Source organism: Halpernia sp. GG3, from assembly GCF_052976925.2.
Genome location: NZ_JBRIIR020000017.1, coordinates 377243 through 397679, shown reverse-complemented (window position 1 = coordinate 397679; position 20437 = coordinate 377243). Strand labels below are relative to the sequence as shown.

The window sequence follows — 20437 nt, the reverse complement described above, 5'->3', positions numbered from 1 at the left end:
AATAATTTAGTTTGGTACATATTCTTTTTGAAGCACAACAAAAGCCGGAAAGTGATCAGAATAGCCACCCGTAAATTGATCACCACTCCAAGATCGAAAAGGATAACCTTTAAAATTGCCAGTTTTATTAATTAAGAAAGAAGGCGCAAAAATTTCAGCTTTGTAAACGGAATAATCTTTACCTACTTTATCACTAATTAAATTTTTTGAAACGATAATCTGATCAAATAAATTTGGTGTATCCTTATAGGCTAACGAAGCAACTCCTTTTTTATAAAGCGGATACATTAAATTTAGATAAGGTTTTTCCTTACTCATATCTTTGAAACTTCCCACCGCTCCTAAATGATTTTTTATACTTGGGCTCACGGGATCGTCATTAAAATCACCCATCGCAAATAATTTGATTGAAGGATCTAAAGCCCGAACACTGTCCATCTGTTTTTTTAAAATATCTCCCGCTGTATTTCTTTTCGGTAAAGATGCTGCTTCCCCACCTAACCTTGAAGGCCAGTGGTTCATGAAAAAAGCAACTTTTTCATTGTCTAATAACCCTGTTAAAATTAAAATATCTCGTGTATATTGCTGCTCACCATTTCCATTATAAATTTTTATTTCTTTTTTCAAAGCATTTGTCGGTGTGAATCTTCTTTTTTGATACAGTAACGCTACATCAATTCCCCGATAATCATAAGAATTAAAATGAATAATGCCGTAATCATATTTTGCTAAAATTGGGTAATGCGCAATATCACTTACAACCTGGCGATTTTCTACTTCTATTAAGCCGACCACCACTGGCGCTGTCTTAGTGTATTGTGCGCCAATTTGTGAAATTACTTCTGCTATATTGTGAAGTTTAGCAGCGTAATCTTTTTTACCATAATTTTTGGGACTGGACGGGGTAAATTCATCGGAAGAACCTTGGTAGCGAATGACTTTTTTTCCTTTCAAAGCATAATCATTCCACGGTCCATTGTAATCTTCATGTGCTAAAAATTTAATAGAATCCAGAGGAATACTTCGGTGGAAAGCAGGATTGCTAATGGCTTTCGTGCCATCAATATAATCTGCAGACTGGATCGTATCCCACATGTTTTCGACATTAAGAAACCCCACAGTTGCCACTTTTCTCACTTCGCCTTTTTGGGCAAAAGAAAAAATGAAAAATAAGTTTAAAATTAATAAATAAAAATTTTTCATTTTAAAGTAATTTAAACAAATCTACAAAAATTAACTTTTCAAGATTACCGTGATTTTAACGAAGAGAATGGTTGATTCAATAAACTTTAAAATATTTTGTTTAATTTACTAATTAAAGGTTAAAATAAATGTTACTATCTTTATAACACAATTTTTAATAATATGTTTAGAAAACTATCATTAATAGCGCTTTTCACCCTGCTTTCCCCTTCTTATAGCTTTGCGCAAACCACTATTTTTGCCTATCTACAAGATAACGATGGAAAACCCGTGGAACATGCTGAGGTTGATTTAAAAAATCTTGCAATGGAAGTTACAGCAGATAAAATCGGCTATTTTCAATTCGTAGATTTAAAAGAAGGTCATTACCAAATTATGATTTCGGCACCAGATTTTGAAATCAAAATGATAGAATTCGATATTGTACCCAATCAGAAGAGAAAAGATCTGGGAGTTATTAGATTAAGCTCAAGTTTTTCATCGGCAGATCAGGGCTTAACAATTTTAGACAATAGCGGAGATGAAGAAAATAGCAGTCAAAATTCCACTGTTGGTTTGCTGACTTCTTCACAAGATGTTTTCAGTAGGATTGCTGCTTATGATTTAGGTGCTTATTGGTTTCGTCCCAGAGGAATCGACGGAAGATCTGGTCAATTCCTACTTAACGGACTAACGATGACAAGACCCGACAACGGTAATGTAGATTTTAGCAACTGGGGAGGTCTCAATGAAATTACAAGATATCCAGAAGTTGCGAATAATCATGCACCGTCTGAATATGCATTCGGAGGTGCAAATTCGGTAATTTATAAAAATACCAGGCCGAGTGACAATAGAAAAGGTTTTCAAGCCACTTATTCACTTACGAACAGAAATTATCGAAATCGTGCGTCGCTACGATATTCCTCCGGGATGAACAAAAAAGGATGGGCTTACACCATTATGGGTGCCAGAAGATGGGCAAAAGAAGGAATACAACAAGGCACTTTCTATGATGCCTACGGAACATATTTAGGTGTGGAAAAGAAAATTAATGACAAGCATACTATAATTTTTAATTTCCTGGGTTCTCCTTATAGGAGATCTTCTGCAAGCCCAAGTACACAGGAAGTCTATAATTACGGTGGAGTTCATTACAATTCTTATTGGGGATTTCAGGATGGTGAAAAAAGAAGCGAACGGGTCAAAACCAGTTTTGAGCCATTATTCCAGCTATCGCACTACTGGCAAATCGACAAAAAAAACAGTTTGTGGACGAATGTTTCCTATCAGTTTGGTAAAGAAAAATCTTCCAGATTAGATTGGCAAAACGCACCAAATCCTTCTCCTCAATATTACCGATATTTACCAAGCTATTATGATAATCAGATAAAACAAGCCTTACTTAAAGATCCAAATGCAAACGTAGATAATTTGAACGACGCCTACAACACTGCTTTGTCCGGATGGCAAAATGGGGATCCAAACGTAATACAATTGAACTGGGGCAAATTATACCAGCAAAATCTTTCACAACCTGTTACCAATCTTTATGGACCTTCAGGTAGAAAATCTTTGTACTTTTTAGTTAATGATGTAAATGATGATAAAATATTTAATGCAGGAACACACTTCGTTCATCATTTTAATGATAAAACTAAATTTTTACTTAACGTATCCTACCAAAATTACCGATCCGAGATTTATAGAGAAGTTTCAGATTTATTGGGTGGAGATTTTGCTTTAAATAAAGATCCCTTCGCAGCGACAAATAGTCCGGGAACAAGTGGTTTATATAACCAAGGCGAAGGTGATTATACTAAAAGAAAAGGTGATAAAATAAATTACGATTACAATTTCCGCAGAGATGAAGTAAAAGTTAATCCGGGACTTAGCTTCTCAACTGGTAAATTTGACATATTTATTTCAGGTTTGGTCGGCTACTCAAGGTCAAGCCGCGAAGGTCTGTTTAATCACTATCTTTATCCTGATGGTTCTGGAAAAAGTAATAATTATGATTTTTGGAATTATGGCATAAAAGGGCAGGCCATCTATAAATTAAATGGTAGAAACTTCGTCGTTTATAATGGAGCATATTTTTCGCAAGCACCTTATCTAGAAGATATTTTTATCAATCCACGCGTAAATTCATCAGTTGCACCCTATTTAAGAAATACAGTAACTAATGCAAATGATTTAAGCTATATTCTTTCTTCCCCTCTTATGAAAATTCGGTTAACAGGTTATCTTATAGACACAAAAAATGAGACGAACGTTCAAAGATTTTTTGCTGACGGAATTCAATTGGATGCTCAGAATGCCGAGGGAAATTCGACACAAGTGCAGAGTGCTTTTGTAACACAGGTAATGTCTAATGTTCAAAAAAGAAATTTGGGTGCGGAACTTGGTGTTGAAGTAAATCTGACACCAACTATTTCAGTGCAAGGAGCCGCGAGTTATGGAGTATTTACTTACCGCAATGACCCGGAAACATATTTTGCTTCAGATGCCGCCGGAACTTTTGCAAATGGGCAATCGTACTTGGATTTAGGAAAAGCATATTTGAAAAATTATAAACAAGGCGGAACACCTCAGCAGGGCTACTCTTTAGGGATTCGGTATAATTCTCCAAAATACTATTGGATTGGCGCAAACTGGAGCTATTTGGGCGACAATTATTTAGATCCTTCAGCAATTGTGAGAACGGAAAGATTTATCCAAAATCCAGTGTCTGGCACTCCATACGCCGGAATTACCGAATCTGATCTTAGATACCGACTTCAACCCACTAAATTACCAAGCGCTTATTTCTTTAATGCCAATGCGGGAAAATCTTGGCGACTAGGTAAATATTATGTTTTATTAACTGCATCGGTGAATAATATTTTTAATAATACAAAATATATAACCGGAGGTTTTGAACAAACAAGAAACGTGAGCTTCCCGAAATTTGTGCAGGATAATGACCGTGATTATCCACTTTTCGGTCCCAAATTATTTTATACTCAAGGTCGGTCTTATTTCATAAACATGCAATTTAGATTTTAAATAATACTAATTATAAAAGTTGAAATAATGAATGTAAAAAAATATTTAAAAACAATTCTTACTCTCGCTTTTGCACTCTTTACACTTACAGCTTGTGTAAGAAGTAATGAATGGCAAACGCCACCTATTAATTGTACTAATAGATTTGACGCATCGACTACTACAATGCTTGCATTTGTTGCTATGGCACCTTCCAATGGCACTATTACGATCCCAGCTACAGGTATAGCTATAATATTTGATGCGTATGTTATTTCTTCAGATGAAAGTGGAAACTTTTACAAAACCATTTCATTTCAAGACAAACCGGAAAATCCAACCGTGGGACTTCAGATGGAAGTAGATAGAGCCAGTAACTATGCAGATTTCCCGGTTGGGAGTCACATAAGAATTAAGGCAAATGGGTTGGTTTTAGGAACTGATCGTGGCACCATAAAACTTGGCTCTGCAGATCCGGCGTTTGCGATTGGTAGAATTCCAGCTTCTCTTTTCTCCCGCTACATCGCTGGTGTCTGTAATGGCGCAGCTATGGAAATCGTGCAGATTAAACCAACTGAATTGCCAAGTTTAGCTGCAGCAAAAGACCCAAAATATATTAACACTTTAGTCACAGTGAAAAATGTACAATTTACAGCCACAGATTTAGGAAAAACCTACTTAGATTACGTTGCCGGAGCAGGCGTAGATAGCGATAGAAATGTTGAAGATAATACTGGAAGCAGTTCAATTATAAGAAACTCAGCATTTTTCACGGGAGGCAAAACTTTATTACCTACTGGAAATGGTATTATAACCTTTGTTGTAAGTCGATATAGTCTTGTGTGGCAAAATCTTGTTAGAAGTTTAGCAGATGTTAATATTCCTGCAAGTGGAACGCGTTATAATCCAAAGCCTCCTAAAGGTGGTACAGCAATAACTTATTCCGGGTCATTTACAGAAAATTTTGATTCCTATAGCTTAACAACTAATTTAGAAACTTTTCCAAAATACGTTAATGATGCTTTTATAGGAAACAGATATTGGCAGCTTAAAACTTTTAGCGGTAATCAATACATACAACTTGGAGCAAATTCAGGTTCTGGTGCCTACAAAACTTACTTTATCATTCCAGTTGATTTTACAGCTGCTAATTCGGTAAAGTTTGATGTGAATAGTGGCTATTATAACGGCGATGTACTAAAAGTATACACAACCACAAATTATAAAGCTCTGGGTGACATTTCCGCAGCGACTTTGAACGATATTACTTCTAATTTCATCATTCCAAAATCGCCAGCAAATGCCTATGGTAATTTTGTATCTGCTGGAACATATAATTTTCCTACTGCATTAACCGGAAATGGTTTCGTAGTTTTTGAATATTCCGGCGCGAGTACCGGCGCAACTACTACAATTCAATTAGATAATATTACAATAAAGTAAATACGCCCTAAAAAAAAACTACTTTTAAAGCCACTTCAAATCAGCGGTGGGTTTTTAAATGTACCGCAAATTAAGAAAAGGGTTTTAAAAAAAGTTCTTCTAATAGGAAAATTTAGATATTAAATTAATTACAAATAGCACTAAAAAAACCATCCCAAAAATACTCGGAATGGTTTCTAATTTAATGTTTAACACTTCGCTAAAAGCTGACTTCGTTAGATTCTCGCCCTCGCTGAAAAGTCATTGTTTTTTGACTTCCTTTATAGGCAATATTTACGATATTCACCTGTTTTGGGTAGGTCTCTAATAAAAGGGAATTATTTATTTTTAATGCGCTGATATTTGAAACTCCGCCCGCCTCGAAGTAAACCCAAACGGATTCCCCGTTAACCTGACTACCTGTGAAGGTTAATCTTAAAGGTGATCCATTTACGGAAACGGCAAATTTATTGTTGACATATTTTTTCACCTCTGCCTCAAATCCTGCAGTGTTTGGATTGATATTTAATGCATTGGAAATATGTTCCACATTCATTTTTGTTGTGAATTTTAAAGTTTTGCTTCCATCAACATAATCAACTTTCGTCATTGACGAAAAGAAATCTGAAGTGATGAAACTCATCAGAACGAGAGACATTAAAATGCACGATATATATATAAATTTTTTCATTTTGTTTGTTTAGACTAAGTAATGCTCAAATCATATGCCAATTAAAAATTTACATTTACAGAGTATTTATCGTAAAACGCTTTTATATGGGCAACGGCCTCATCTGCTGTATCAACAACTCTGAAGAGATTGAAATTTTCTTCGCCGATAGTTCCATTTTTTAAAAGCGTATTTCTAAACCAGTCGAGAAGGCCACCCCAAAACTCTGAACCCACCAAAACGATTGGGAAACGTCCAATTTTTTTTGTCTGAATTAAAGTCAAAGCTTCCATCAATTCATCCAACGTTCCAAAACCACCCGGTAATACAATAAATCCTTGAGAGTATTTTACGAACATCACCTTTCTCACGAAAAAATAATCATAGTCCATAGAATATCCCTTGTCAATATAAGGATTAAAATGTTGTTCAAAAGGCAACTCTATATTTAAACCAATAGATTTGCCACCGCCTTCATGCGCACCACGATTCCCGGCTTCCATTAAACCTGGCCCACCGCCAGTAATTACACCAAAACCTAATTCGGTGACTTTTTTAGCAATTTCTATCGCCATCTGGTAATAATAGTTGTCCTCCTTCAATCTTGCAGATCCGAAAATAGAAACACAAGGTCCAATTTTGGACATCTTTTCATAACCATCTACAAATTCTGCCATTACTTTAAAAACCATCCAGCTGTCTTTAGTAACGGTTTCATCCCAAGTTTTTTGGCGAAAACTGTCCTTTAATCTTTTGTCTTCTAAATTATTATCGTCTGTCATATAAATAGTTTTTCTGCCGTCGCTACTGCCTCCGGTTTTCCCACATCGATTAAATTAGCATTGTGAAAAAAACCTTTGATAATATCGGTTTTCATCATATCCAAATATTCTTCCATTATAGAAAACTTTCCGCGGCGTTTTATTTTATTAAAAATTGTTTTACTTACGCAATGAATTCCGCTAAAAGCCATTGGTTTAAAGTCATTATTAAATTCAGCAAGTTTTTGCTCCCCAGATTCTACATTTAGCCATCCGCGTAAAATTTGTTCTTTATTAAATAACAGCTTCCTGGAGCTCTTACGGTCTGAAACCGCTAAAGTAACAAAATTTCTTCTGCTCTGATGCTCTTCGATTAATATATTAAGTTCCAGATCCGTTAAAATATCAGCGTTCATTATTAAAAAATCATCTTCATCTTGCAAATATTTTTGCGCAAAAAATAAGCCTCCTCCAGTTTCTAGAAGACCATCCTTCTCATCTGAAATAGTGATTTGCGCACCAAAACTATCATTTTCTCGAAGAAATTCTACAATTTGATCTCCAAAATGATGCACATTGATTACAAAATCATTAATGCCAAAAGCTTGTAAATATTTTATATTTCTTTCCAAAAGTGGCACTCCGTTTACTTTAATTAAGGCTTTTGGATGATTATCAGTAAATGGTTTTAAGCGTGTACCTTTTCCAGCGGCAAAAATTAATGCTTTCATTTTTTATCTTTGATAAATTATACTTAAATTTTTTATAGTTGTACAAAAATAAATGTTTAATTTTAAGCAGTTCAATAAATTCTAAAAAAATCTAATATGAAGTTCAAAAATATACTGTTTTACGTTTTTTTCACTGTTTTATTTTTAAATTCTTGTAAAGAAAAATCTGACAATCAATCGATAACTTTATCTAATTATTTTAATTATGGGAAAGATTCTGTCGAAACTGGTGGTGTGAAAATGATCCCTATAAAGACACCTGTTGGTAATTTTAGAGTTTGGACGAAACGGTTTGGCAGTAATCCGAAAATAAAAATTCTATTGCTTCACGGTGGACCGGCAATGACGCATGAATATATGGAGTGTTTTGAGACTTTTTTCCAGAGAGAAGGTTTTGAGTTTTATGAATATGATCAATTGGGTTCTTATTACAGCGATCAACCAAAAAATGACAGCCTTTGGACAATCAATCGTTTTGTGGATGAAGTGGAACAGGTAAGAAAAGCAATTGGCGCAGACAAAAACAATTTTTATGTTTTAGGAAATTCTTGGGGTGGAATTCTTGCAATGGAATACGCTTTAAAATATCAGAAAAATCTGAAAGGTCTTTTAGTGGGAAATATGGTGGCAAGTGCACCCGAATATGGAAGATATTCTGACATTTTAGGGAAACAAATGAAGCCCGAAGTGTTGGCTGAAATAAGAGAATTAGAAAGAAAAAAAGATTTTTCCAATCCCAGATATATGGAACTTTTGACACCCAATTTTTATCACGAGCATCTTTGCAGATTAAAAGTTTGGCCAGATGCTGTTGAACGCTCATTTAAGCACGTTAATAATGAAATTTACACATTAATGCAAGGTCCAAGTGAATTTGGAATTAGCGGACGATTAGCCAATTGGGATATTAAAGATCAATTAAAAAATATCACGGTTCCTACTTTGATGATTGGTGCAAAATACGACACAATGGATCCTAAGGCGATGGAAGCGCAAAGTAAAATGGTGAAAAACGGCCACTATCTTTACTGTCCAAATGGCAGCCATCTTGCAATGTGGGATGATCAAAAAGTGTTCATGACCGGTGTTATTTCTTTTATAAATAATGTAAATTCTGGTAAATTCTAATTCACAATCAACTGCGGTTGTTCATCATGAAATAATTTAACCTTAATTTCAGGATAATTATTTTTAATAAATTCTGCGATTTTTTCCGCCGAATAAACCGAGCGGTGCTGCCCGCCAGTACATCCAAAATTAATTTGTAGATGCTCAAAATTTCTAGCTAAATAATCTTCAATCGTAATTGATATCATATTTTTTACCGCTAAAAGAAAATCGGGCATTTTAGTTTTTTGTTCTAAAAAATCCTGTACGCCTTTTTCCTGACCGGTTTGTATTTTAAATTCTTCAATTCTTCCTGGATTTAAAATTCCTCTGCAGTCAAAACAAAAGCCACCGCCATTTCCGGAATTATCTTTTGGAATACCACCTTTTTTGTAGGAAAAACTGTGCAATTCTATTGTTAAAATCATATATTTAATTTTTATCCTTCAAGGATTTATAATTATAAAAATCTGTCTTATCGCCCTATGTTTAAATTACTGATCAATTTCTTAAGCTCGGGATAATTTTTCATACCATCCCAAGAATGAGCAAAATTTTGAATATTTTCAACACCTTTGTCAATACTGGTGATGAAATGTGATTTTTTTTGAACTAATCCCCGAAAACCATAAGCGCCCAACACTTGTAGAAAGCGAATAAGTTGCAAAGGTTCTAATGAAATTTCTAGCTGTTTTTTTTTTTCTTTATTTTCCCAAAGTTTTAAATAAAAATCAATCATTTCATTTTTAAAATTTTCTGAAAAATTAGCCTTTGCCTGAAAAAGGAATGATACGACATCATACATTAACGGCCCTTCCATCGCTGATTGATAATCTATAAAATAAACCTCATCTTTATCGATCATTATATTTCTAGATTGAAAATCACGTAACATTAAACCTCGCGGCTGAATATTTTCTAATAATTCAACTAATTCTAAAAACTCAGAAATTAATTTTGCTTTTTGGTAAGGCAATTCTAAAACATCTACAAAAAAATTTTTAAAATAAAATAAATCATTTAAAATTGGAAGTTTATTATAGCTTTTATATTCAAATGTTTTGCTATAATCAATCTTATTTCCCGTTAGGTTTTGCAGTGTAAATAATCTCTGCAGTGATTTCTGAACCAGTATTTTAACCCTTTCCGACTCTCCTTCTATCGCGATAATTTCTGACAAAGTTTCCTTACCCAAATAACTTTGAATATATAAATTATCTTCAGCATTAATTTTAAAAAGCTGAGGAGTGTTCAAATTTAAAGCTGAAAAAAGCCGAGTGAAATAGAAAAAAGCTTGATTCTCAGCAATATTAGAATTATAAGTTAATACATATTTTTCTTTTGCATTTTCTACGATATAATTTTTCCGCGAAGAGCCGCTTTGCGGTAAAGCGAAGGATTTCTGTGCTTTTTCATCAAAAGTACCGTTGAAAAAATCGATAATTTCCTTTTCGTCCATTAGAAAACAAATATAGTGAAAATTGCAGATTTTAGTATATTTGCTGGATGTTCAAGGATTTTTTACCTATTTTAAAAGTCATTTTAAGGTTTATCCTTATTTACCTTGTTTTACTTTTTGCTTACCAATTTTATCTGAATTATTTTCAAAGTTCCGCCATCGATCCATTCTCAAAATGGGTTGCAGACCAAAGCGGCTTTTGCCAGAATTTTTTTGGCTATAAAACACTGTTGATTGACGATGGTAAGTACCATACGACTTGGTTTTATGTTAATAGTAATTACATTTCCCGCATGGTAGAAGGTTGTAATGGCATTTCTATCATGATTTTATTTGTAGCCTTTATTTTTGTTTTTTACAAAGGTGCCAAAACCTTTCTTTTCGCAGCAGTGGGGGTAGTTGTGATACATATTATGAATGTAATTAGAATTGCATTGCTAAATATTATCCTAGTGAATTTTCCACAATATGATCACCTGGCTCATGAATATCTTTTCCCCGCAATTATATACGGAACAATTGTCATTCTATGGCTCGTTTGGATTAAGTTTTTTGTTTTAGAAAATTTAAAAAAATAAATTAATGAAAAATTTAAAATGGATTTTTTTTATTTTAGGTATTTCAGGATTAATTGCAGTTCGCTCATTGGAGAACATTTTATTTTATGATCCTTTTTTGGCTTTTTTTAAAAGTGCAGACATAAATGCATCATTTCCTGATTTTCAATGGACGCCTTTAATATTAAACTATATCTTGAGGTTTGCCTTAAATGTAATCTTATCTTTAATTATTATTCAATCATTATTTCAAAATAAAAAATGGACAATTCAGGCTTTAATTTTAATACTTATAATTTTTGCTATCACTTTTGCGCTCTATTTATTTTGTATCTACAACAAATTTGAAATTGGCTATTTATTTTCGTTTTACATGCGAAGATTTGTAATACAGCCACTCATTTTATTGGTGATTATACCACTGTTTTATTATCGGAAAACACAGTTAGAAAAAGGTTTGGGAATTTAAAATTGTTTAATTTTCGATTGAATGCTTCTGAATCTGCGAGATATTCTTCTCATCCCAGATAATTTTTTTCTTAAATAAATGCTGCCGGACCGGGCAATCTGGCACTTCACAAATTTCACAGGAAAATTCTTTACAGTCATCCATGTGAATATTAAATTCCATTTTACGGTCAGAGTTTTTGACGATCAACAAAAGTAACTCTTCCATCTCTTTATGAGCATCCCGAAGTTCAAAATACCAAGGTAAAGTCAGATGTGCGTCTACGTGCAAACGGCTTCCGTGCTGCTGGATTTTGGTATTATGCAAATCTATCCAAGTAGATTTTCTGTTATTATTTAAAAAAGTTGCCATTTTTCGTAGCATTTCAGGGTCAGCTTCGTCCATGATCCCACTCAAAGATTTTCGCACAATTTTATAACCGACCGTTATTATATATACCCCAAAAAGTAAAGCAACAAGCGCATCAATCCAAAATATTTTAGTAAAATAAACTATTATTAAACTGATAATTACGCCAAAAGTAGTAATGGTATCTGCCATCAAATGTCTACCGGAACTTTCTAACACAAAGGAATTTTCTGCTTTACCTTTTTTCAAACTGATATAACCAATCAGATAATTGACAATTCCCGTGGCCGCAACGATATAAATACCAAAATCAATCTGATCTAAAGTGTTTTTACTAATTAAAGAGGCAACCGCCTGCCCAATAATCATTAAACCTGCAAAAATAATTAGCGCACCTTCAATACCCGAAGTTATAAATTCTACTTTTCCGTGTCCATATGGATGATCTTCATCGCGAGGTTTTGAGGCAAGATATAGTGAATATAATCCCATGAATGCAGCAATAATGTTCACAATACTTTCCATAGCATCGGAAAATATGGCATCGGAATTTGTTAATCGCCACGCCAATAATTTCCCAAAGAAAATCAGGACACCAATTATGGCGACGTTTCTTTGAAATGCAAAGTTTTTTTTAGATATTTCTACTTCTTTATCCATAAAAAAACGCCCCTTTTGGGCGCTCATCTTTTTTAAACCAAATTATTTTTTAGCAAATATTCTGCGATTTGCACCGCGTTTGTAGCGGCACCTTTGCGAAGATTATCCGAAACGATCCACATATTTAAAGTTTTTGGCTGTGATTTATCACGGCGAATTCTGCCGACAAAAACTTCATCTTTGCCTTCAGAATAGAGTGGCATCGGATAAATATTATTTTTTACATCATCCTGTAAAATAATTCCAGATGTTTTTGCTAATAATTCTTTAACGTCATTTACAACGAAATTATTTTCAAATTCGATATTTACACTTTCTGAATGACCACCTTGTACAGGTACTCTTACGGCAGTTGCGGTTAATTTAAAAGTATCATCACCCAAAATTTTCAAGGGTTCCGTCATTAATTTTATTTCTTCTTTGGTGTAGTCATCGTCAGAAAAAACATCACAATGCGGCAATGCATTTTTAAAGATTTCATAAGGATAAACCTTTTTAGATTTATCACCTAGAACTTCGGCGTTTAACTGATCTACGGCGTTTTTGCCTGTTCCTGTTACAGATTGGTAAGTGGAAATCACCACACGTTTTATATTATACTTTTGATTTAAAGGATGTAAAACCATTACTAACTGGATTGTGGAGCAGTTGGGATTGGCAATAATTTTATCTTCTTTTGTGAGTGTTTCTGCGTTGATCTCTGGTACTATTAATTTGTTTGCAATATTCATCCGGAAAGCGGAAGAATTATCAATAACTGTTGTACCGGCAGCAGCAAACTTAGGTGCAAATTCTAAAGAAATACTACCTCCCGCAGAGAATAAGGCGATGTCTGGTTTTGCAGAAATTGCGTCCAGCATTGAAATAATTTTATACTCTTTGTCCTTAAATTTTATAATTTTACCAACAGATTTTTCTGAAGCAACAGGAAATAATTCTGTTACAGGAAAATTTCTTTCTTCAAGAACTTTTAACATTACCTGACCAACCATTCCGGTGGCGCCAACTATGGCTATTTTCATCTTATTATAAATATTATTTTACTATTTCTAACTTAAGGAATCGGTTTTTAAGAGATTATCTTACTGTTAGCGGGGACTTTACAGCCCGACTTGAACGGAAATCCTTTTTGCTGTCTAAAATTATTCTGACAATTATCTAAGTTCGATGCAAAAAGATTGAGAGTGGAAGGCGGAAAATGCTGCCCAAAAAAAGGACATAAAAGATTGTTTGACCATTTTCCCCGCAATGAAGTTATGCGCCGAAAACACGCATCCAAGGAAATGCATAAGCAAACAAAGCAACTGCCACTACACCCATTATTACGATTTTCATGGCAATTGTGTCATGCGTTTTCATGTATCTGTAAATGACCGTTAACAAAATTGCACCAACCAACATTGAGAATGGATGCTCTACGTAAGTATGTCTTGCATAGGCGTCTTTCATTAAAGTACCGGATGCTAAAGCCGCTTTAAAACCAGGTGAAAATATTAAAAGTAAAGGAACACCAACCAAAACCTGTGTATGAAAAGAAATCATCGTGAAAAGTGTAGATTTCTTTAAAAGTTTTGATATTTTACCTGAATAACCAAACATGCAAACTAAGAGTGAAATTATAAAAAGCGCAACTAAAAGTAATACAAGATAGCCGATACCTTTGTGAGCATTAAGAAAAACGTTGTAAAAATCCATATTTTGTTTTTTTGTTTAATAAGAAATACAAATATAAAAAAATCCCGGCGATAAGACCGGGATTTACTAGTTATAAAAAACTTGTTTTTAGAAATTATAAGCAACGTTTACTGAAAATGTTCTTCCGAAACCGAAGAATACTTGGTTATCTGTTGCAACACCATGATATACGAGACCAGATTGATCATAAGTTGGCGCATTTGCTGCGCTACTAACTTTATCTGAAGATTGAATATTCGTGTAAGAGTTTTGAATAAAGTAAGTATTTAATAAATTATATACATTAGCCCTAACTACAAAAGATTGTTTTTCATTTGGCAAACGAAATTTATAAGACGCTCCCACTTCAAACAAACCATAACTTGGCAATTCCAAAGCTGATTTTCCTTGCGTAGAAAAATCTGAAATATTTAAATTAGCGTATAACTGATTTACATATCTATAAGCTGCATCAAATTTAAAATCTTTTACAGGCATTAATGTAAAGCCTAATGATGCAGTAGTTTGTGCTGCATCACCAACTTTAACTTTATCCAAATAAAGTGTTCTTTGTGCTGCCTGACCGTTTGTTACGACTTCTCCTGCGTCATTGATTGGTTGGTTAGTTTCATCAAAAACTGACCCTACTGCATTTCCTTTGTAATGCCAGTTCGCAACAGAAAACATTGCATTAATAGTCACAAAATTATTAATTCTTGAATTTGCTTCAAATTCTAAACCTTGGTGAATTTCTTCGACACCTTGGATATTAGCATAACCATTGATCACAACCTTATCTGACGTTCTTACAACTCTCTGTGGAGTTCTTAAAAATCTATCTTTCCAGTCTGTTCTGTATCCGTTAATATTTGCATTTAACCAAGATGCTCTAAAACCATAACCTGCTTCCATACCGAAGATTTTTTCATTGGTTAAGTTTGGATTTACGAAATTTTTGTTGTTTGGATAAACGGCATTTAAGAAAGGCTGCTTAGAATAATAACCTGCATTCACGAAAACATTATTTCGCTCGTCAATATTATAATTAACGCCTGCTTTCGCATTGTAACCTGTTAAATTTTTATAACCCGTTTTTGCATATAATAAAGGATTTGTAGCAGAAGGCTGATTTGTAGCAGATACCAATTTACCATTTAAAGTTGTTTGTCCGTCTACGATAAAATTATCAACTCTTTGAAAACCTTGCTGTGAAACGGCACCTTGAACGAAGGCAGAAATAGTTTCATTGGAATATTCTAACTGACCAAATCCACCATACCATCTAACCAATCCATCATTACTGTAACCAATCTGATCTTTTCTATCGTTGATCTTGCCCCCAAATGGGTTGAAGTTTAAATTTGATGCAAAAGTATTAGAAACGTAATTGGGATTGTTATTTAAATCCGTTGTGTTTTTATAGGCAGAAGCACCCAAAAGGTTACTTACTAACTGATAGTGATAGCCATGGTAATATCTACCGTCAAAACCAACTGAGAAGTTTAAATTATCATTGATTTTTTGGTTAAAACTTGTAATTAAACCAAACCAGTTATGGGAATTGACAGAAGATCGTCTAATCAAAACTCCTTTATCTGGGGTAGAAGCCGCGTTCGCAGCGATGATCTTATCAAAGTTAATCAAGCCATCTGCAGTTTGAAAACTAGGATCACTCGCTCTTTTTCCACCTACACTTCCTAAATCACCAGTACCAGCACCTCTACCAAAAGAAGCATAAGCTACAGTACTTAATTTAGAATTGTCTGAAATTTTCCAATCCCAGTTTAAAGACATTACGGGTTTGTGATAATAGTTTCTTCTAAAAGTATATTCTCCTCCATTTAAAACACCTTCCTGCTCATTATATCTTCTGTCTGGACTGTCATAAGAACCTCTATCTATTAATTTTTGCAATTTAATCTCGAAAGCACGCTGATTGTGCGTTTGTGGTGCACCAGTTAGCGTAAACTGAAAATCATTTTTTGCATTTGGCTGCCATCCTAAAGCGAAGTAATAATTATAGCCTTCAAATTGAGTTCCGCTTGCGTAAGTAGAACCCCCAGTTCTGCTTAATAAAAATGATGCGGACCAACCTTTAGCATTTTTACCAGTGTTATAAGCTGCGGTAGTTTTCACGTAACCATCATTACCAAAACCAAAAGAAACTTTTCCACCCTCTTTTCGGTCAGCTGCTCTAGTAAGAATATTTACTGTTCCACCAACAGAAGCAATAGCCAACTTAGAAGAACCTAATCCTCTTTGCACCTGCATTGCTGAAGTTACGTCAGATAAGCCCGCCCAGTTACTCCAATAAACTGATCCGTTTTCCATGTCGTTAACAGGAACGCCATTTATCATTACGGCAATATTTTCCTGAGTAAAACCTCTAATGTTTAATTTGGCATCTCCGAAACCACCGCCACCTTTGGTAGCGTATACAGAAGGAGTGCTATTTAAAATTTCAGGAAACTCTTGATTTCCCAATTTTTCAATGATCTGAGCTTCTTTGATAGTAGAAACCGCAACGGGTGTTTTTCTATCTTTTGCGATATCAGCAACACCGCTAATAACTATCTCATCAATAGATTTTTCTTTACTAAGTGTATCTTTCACACTTTGAGCATAGTAGACACTCGCCGTGGAAAGTGTTATTAATGCCGTAAACATTGATTTTTTAACTAAATTCATAACTAAATTGTTTATTAAGTATCTTAAGTTGAGTGCAAAAATCGCTTTTTTTTTTGGAACTACCATTAACGAAATGTTAAATTTTAATATTTCGTTAACTATTTTATCATAAAATTAGCTAAAAGTCCACTACAACACAGTTTATGATAAGTATTACATTTCTTAAATGTGAATTAATTATATTTTCGCTGCTTTTAAACTTAAATCAATATTTTTGGCAGAATGTGTTAATGCGCCGGCAGAGACGAAAGTAACGCCAGTAACGCCAGTAACGACAATTTTTTTACATTAAAATTTTGAAATAAAAAAGACCCAGCAGGTTGCTGGGTCTTTTATAAATTTAAAATTGATGATTTACTTATTAAACGTATATCTCAATCCAATTTGTACTTGAAAAACATCATTAATAGAAGCGTTTCTTTGGAAAGAATCTCTAAGTAAAATAGTTTTTCCTGTTGCTTGATCAACTTGAGTAGCAATAGTGTAAGTTGGTGCACCAGAAACGTCTTTACCTTTGTAAACTAATGGTGCAGAATTTACAACTGATTGTGAAACACCCCATTTGTTATTGATTAGATTTCCAACGTTTAAAATATCGAATCTGATTTGAAACTGATTTGCTTTGGCATTGATCGCAGTTCTTGCAATTAAGTCCTGAGCGATACTTAAATCATATCTGGTAAGCCATGGAACTGCCGCACCATTTCTCTGTGCATATTGTCCTTTTCTATCACTAAGATATTTATTACCATTAACGAAAGAGTCGAAAGCGGCCGCTTGATCTGCTGCTGAATAAGTTACGGCCGTTAGTCCCGAACCCACTGTAAGAGGTACGAATTTTAATTGAGAAGCGGAAACTGGGACGTAAATTAAATCATTTCCATTTTGTCCATCCGTGTTAATATCACCACTTGTAACATAACTAAATTTATAGCCGCTTCTCGCAAACATACCCAAGGAAATAGTTGTAGCACCTCCAAATAGACCGCTGCCGTAATTAAATTTGTAACTTAGTGTACCAACAATGTTATGCCTCAAATCATTATCACCATATCCATCAGTAAGATTATTTATTCCTATAGTTGAAGGTATATTTACGTTAACAGTACTTCCAACTGAAGCCAAATCATAGGCTTTAGAATAAGTGTATCCAACTAGTCCACCCCAGTTATTAGAAATTGGTTTTTCTAATTTTGCTGTCAATGAATAATAATAGCCTTTATTAGTATTAGCAAGAACATAAGCAGCGCCAATAGTTGGGTTATACCTTGTTGCTAATGTGTAGATCGCACGTGGATCTTGACCGGTGAAATTGCTTGTGGAGGGTTTAAAATTAGCATCATAATAATATAAAGCATTGATGTTTTTAGTATAAATACCTTCAACCGTTGCAACTAGTCCACCTAAAGCGTTTAATTTTTGGTCAACTCCTAAACTGGTTTTCCAAACTTGTGGCATTTTAAGATTAGGGTCTGTATAATTAATATTAAATCCTGTAGCTGTCGCAGTACTTTTTGGCGTGTAAACAGAAGGGTCTAAAGTGAATGGATAAGCAGTCGTATTGTTCGCAGATACTCTACCAATATTAACACCGTTATTTCCCAATTGATTGCTGATCAATACATAAGGAAGTCTAGACAAGAAAACACCCGTTCCACCTCGAACCTGAGTTGTTTTATTGTTTTTAACATCCCAATTGAAACCGAATCTAGGCGAAATATAAAGATGAGCTTTAGGCAAACTTCCTGTATTGATATTAAAAGGAGTGCCGTCTTCCTTATAAAATGTCATTCCCAAAACATTAGTGTTTGTATATTGTGCAGCAGTATTTGGAATATCCACATAATCTAATCTTGCACCATAATATAATCTAAAATTATCTGTTGCCTTAAATGCATCTTGTATATAAGCACTAGATGTATTTATTTTAAATGTTTGGTATGGCAACTGACCATCTGGTAATAGCGTATAAGCATAGTTAAATCTTCTCGCTTGTGGAGCAGAAGTTGCACCACCTTCTAACGGTTTTCCTAAAGATGATAAGACGGCATTTCTAAAATCTTGAATATCATTATAGGTCCAAACGCCATTCGATGCGTAGAAAAACAAGTTATTTGAGATAAATTTCTCGTAAGAAACACCAGCTGTGATCGTATGTGTTCCTAATGAAACTTTTACGTTATCCGTTAAATTTAATGTGGAGTAATTTAACTTATTATTTGGCGTAAATGGATCCATACCAACAGATGTGTATGTCGCAGTTCCATTGGTTTGATTGATACCCGAACCGTTTAATATGTCAATCGTTGGAAAAATACCTGGCGTAAGATAAGTTCTATCTTCAATCTGCTTATTATATGTTGCTAAAAATTGATTAGATAATTTAGAAGAAATACTTGAGTTTAATTCTACTGCAATAGACCTTGTGTTATCTTGAATATTGTAACCCGTATTTTGACCGGAAATTGCCGTTAACAAATTATTTCTATTTCCGTATCCAGCAGTTGCAGATGAGTTGCTATTACTAATTACCTGATAACTGCTACTATCATGGTGGTCATAACGAACTGATAATTTATTATGATCATTAATATTCCAATCTATTCTTCCTAAATAAATCTTACTTTTGGAAGGTTTGTTGTAATTATCAATTTGACCTAGATCATAGTTCAAATACTGCTTCATAAAAGCACTAAGACTATTAAGATCTGCAGCGGTTGTTGCTGCCTGAATGCCCGGATTTCCTGTAGCGGAATAATTCAATGCTGGTTGCGTCCCATCTGCAAACTCAACATTTCCAAAAAAGAACAATTTATTCTTGATAATTGGTCCTCCTACTCTAAAGCCATTTGTTCTATTTTGAAAAGAATTGCTTGAAAGGTGAACTCCGTAAGCTTTTTTGCCAATTAAATCATTATTATTGAAAAAACTGTAGTAAGAACCCGCCAATTCATTTGTTCCACTTCTTGTAACCGCATTTATTGCGCCTCCCGCAAAACCAGATTGTTTTACATCAAATGGTGCAACATTAACCTGTATCTCTTGTATTGCATCTAATGAAACCGAGCCATAGCCAGTTCTTCCACCTGCTTGAGCCTGGCTACCTAGACCAAAACCATTATTAAAAACGGCACCATCAATTGTGAAATTATTAAATCTCGAATCCTGTCCGCCAAAAGAATTGCCATTACTATATGGATTATACTTTGTAACGTCATTTATTGATCTGGAGATAGAAGGGGTTCTGCTTATTGAATTGGCGTCAAAGGTTGAGGACGGCCCTGTTGCATTGGAATTAATTATTCCTCTTCTTGCACCATTTATTACAACGGCTTCTATTGTTTTTGATTTTTCACCAAGTACAATATTAACATTTGAAGTGTTTCCTAGGCTCGTATAAATATTTTCTTGCTCGCCCTCTTTAGCATTCTCACCCGTTACGAGAATTTTGTAAGGCCCTCCAACCCTAACGTCTGGTAGCACGAAAATACCATCCTTATTAGATTTTGTAACATAGCGTGTTCCAGAAGGAACGTGAATCACTGTTACAGACGACGCAATAGGGTTGTTTGATTCATCTCGTACAGTACCAGTAATTTCTGAAGATGTTACTTGTGCAAAGTACATTGTGCTTGCAAGTAAACCAACAAATATTAAACTTTTTTTCATGGGTTTTAAGTTT

At 34.3% G+C, this 20437-nt stretch carries 16 protein-coding genes; 5 read left to right on the top strand and 11 right to left on the bottom strand.

What is annotated here, in order from left to right:
- Positions 1–6 precede the first annotated feature (6 nt).
- Complete coding sequence (locus tag ACVBED_RS11295) at positions 7–1203, bottom strand: endonuclease/exonuclease/phosphatase family protein (protein ID WP_473095019.1); 1197 nt, start codon at positions 1201–1203, stop codon at positions 7–9.
- Between the two features lie 162 nt (positions 1204–1365).
- On the opposite strand from ACVBED_RS11295, the gene ACVBED_RS11290 reads away from it, so the two are divergent.
- A complete protein-coding gene (locus ACVBED_RS11290) occupies positions 1366–4230 on the top strand; it encodes a peptidase (protein WP_473095018.1) in 2865 nt (954 codons plus the stop codon).
- Between the two features lie 27 nt (positions 4231–4257).
- A complete protein-coding gene (locus tag ACVBED_RS11285; protein WP_447120373.1) occupies positions 4258–5652 on the top strand; it encodes a M949_1556 family lipoprotein in 1395 nt (464 codons plus the stop codon).
- 199 nt (positions 5653–5851) lie between these two features.
- Here ACVBED_RS11285 and ACVBED_RS11280 read toward each other — a convergent pair whose 3' ends face one another.
- The 3 genes from ACVBED_RS11280 to ACVBED_RS11270 are packed head-to-tail and all read right to left on the bottom strand — an operon-like array spanning position 5852 to position 7793.
- On the bottom strand, positions 5852–6322 hold the full coding sequence (locus ACVBED_RS11280; RefSeq protein ID WP_447120372.1) for a DUF6702 family protein: 471 nt from the start codon (positions 6320–6322) through the stop codon (positions 5852–5854).
- A 41-nt stretch (positions 6323–6363) separates the two neighbouring features.
- Positions 6364–7083 carry an LOG family protein gene (locus tag ACVBED_RS11275; RefSeq protein ID WP_447120371.1) on the bottom strand — a complete coding sequence of 240 codons (720 nt, stop codon included), beginning with the start codon at positions 7081–7083 and terminating at the stop codon, positions 6364–6366.
- On the bottom strand, positions 7080–7793 hold the full coding sequence (locus ACVBED_RS11270) for a nucleotidyltransferase family protein (RefSeq protein WP_447120370.1): 714 nt from the start codon (positions 7791–7793) through the stop codon (positions 7080–7082). Before ACVBED_RS11270 ends, ACVBED_RS11275 begins: the two co-directional genes overlap by 4 nt.
- A gap of 96 nt (positions 7794–7889) precedes the next feature.
- On the opposite strand from ACVBED_RS11270, the gene ACVBED_RS11265 reads away from it, so the two are divergent.
- Positions 7890–8921: a proline iminopeptidase-family hydrolase gene (locus ACVBED_RS11265; protein WP_447120369.1), complete on the top strand. Its 1032-nt coding sequence runs from the start codon at positions 7890–7892 to the stop codon at positions 8919–8921.
- Here the strand turns inward: ACVBED_RS11265 and ACVBED_RS11260 are convergent.
- Both ACVBED_RS11260 and ACVBED_RS11255 read right to left on the bottom strand, forming a co-directional pair.
- Positions 8918–9328, bottom strand: coding sequence for a RapZ C-terminal domain-containing protein (locus tag ACVBED_RS11260; RefSeq protein WP_447120368.1), 411 nt, complete (start codon positions 9326–9328; stop codon positions 8918–8920). The two genes, ACVBED_RS11265 and ACVBED_RS11260, sit on opposite strands and share 4 nt — an antisense overlap.
- A gap of 47 nt (positions 9329–9375) precedes the next feature.
- Positions 9376–10359: a phosphotransferase gene (locus ACVBED_RS11255; protein WP_473095017.1), complete on the bottom strand. Its 984-nt coding sequence runs from the start codon at positions 10357–10359 to the stop codon at positions 9376–9378.
- 47 nt (positions 10360–10406) lie between these two features.
- Between ACVBED_RS11255 and xrtF the strand changes: the two genes are divergently transcribed.
- On the top strand, positions 10407–10937 hold the full coding sequence (gene xrtF, locus ACVBED_RS11250) for an exosortase family protein XrtF (RefSeq protein ID WP_447120365.1): 531 nt from the start codon (positions 10407–10409) through the stop codon (positions 10935–10937).
- Between the two features lie 4 nt (positions 10938–10941).
- Complete coding sequence (locus tag ACVBED_RS11245; RefSeq protein ID WP_447120364.1) at positions 10942–11385, top strand: exosortase F system-associated membrane protein; 444 nt, start codon at positions 10942–10944, stop codon at positions 11383–11385.
- Between the two features lie 6 nt (positions 11386–11391).
- On the opposite strand, the gene ACVBED_RS11240 is transcribed toward ACVBED_RS11245, so the two are convergent.
- From ACVBED_RS11240 to ACVBED_RS11220, 5 genes are all read right to left on the bottom strand, one after another.
- On the bottom strand, positions 11392–12393 hold the full coding sequence (locus ACVBED_RS11240) for a cation diffusion facilitator family transporter (RefSeq protein WP_447120363.1): 1002 nt from the start codon (positions 12391–12393) through the stop codon (positions 11392–11394).
- Between the two features lie 32 nt (positions 12394–12425).
- The gene (locus ACVBED_RS11235) at positions 12426–13415 is read right to left on the bottom strand and encodes an aspartate-semialdehyde dehydrogenase (RefSeq protein ID WP_447120362.1); all 990 of its coding nucleotides are present in this window, start codon (positions 13413–13415) and stop codon (positions 12426–12428) included.
- Between the two features lie 232 nt (positions 13416–13647).
- Complete coding sequence (locus ACVBED_RS11230; protein WP_447120361.1) at positions 13648–14088, bottom strand: hypothetical protein; 441 nt, start codon at positions 14086–14088, stop codon at positions 13648–13650.
- Between the two features lie 87 nt (positions 14089–14175).
- Entirely contained in the window at positions 14176–16755 is a 2580-nt protein-coding gene (locus tag ACVBED_RS11225; protein WP_473095016.1) for a TonB-dependent receptor, read from the bottom strand.
- Between the two features lie 354 nt (positions 16756–17109).
- Positions 17110–20424 (bottom strand): TonB-dependent receptor, encoded by a 3315-nt coding sequence (locus tag ACVBED_RS11220; RefSeq protein ID WP_473095015.1) that lies wholly within the window; start codon positions 20422–20424, stop codon positions 17110–17112.
- Positions 20425–20437 lie beyond the last annotated feature (13 nt).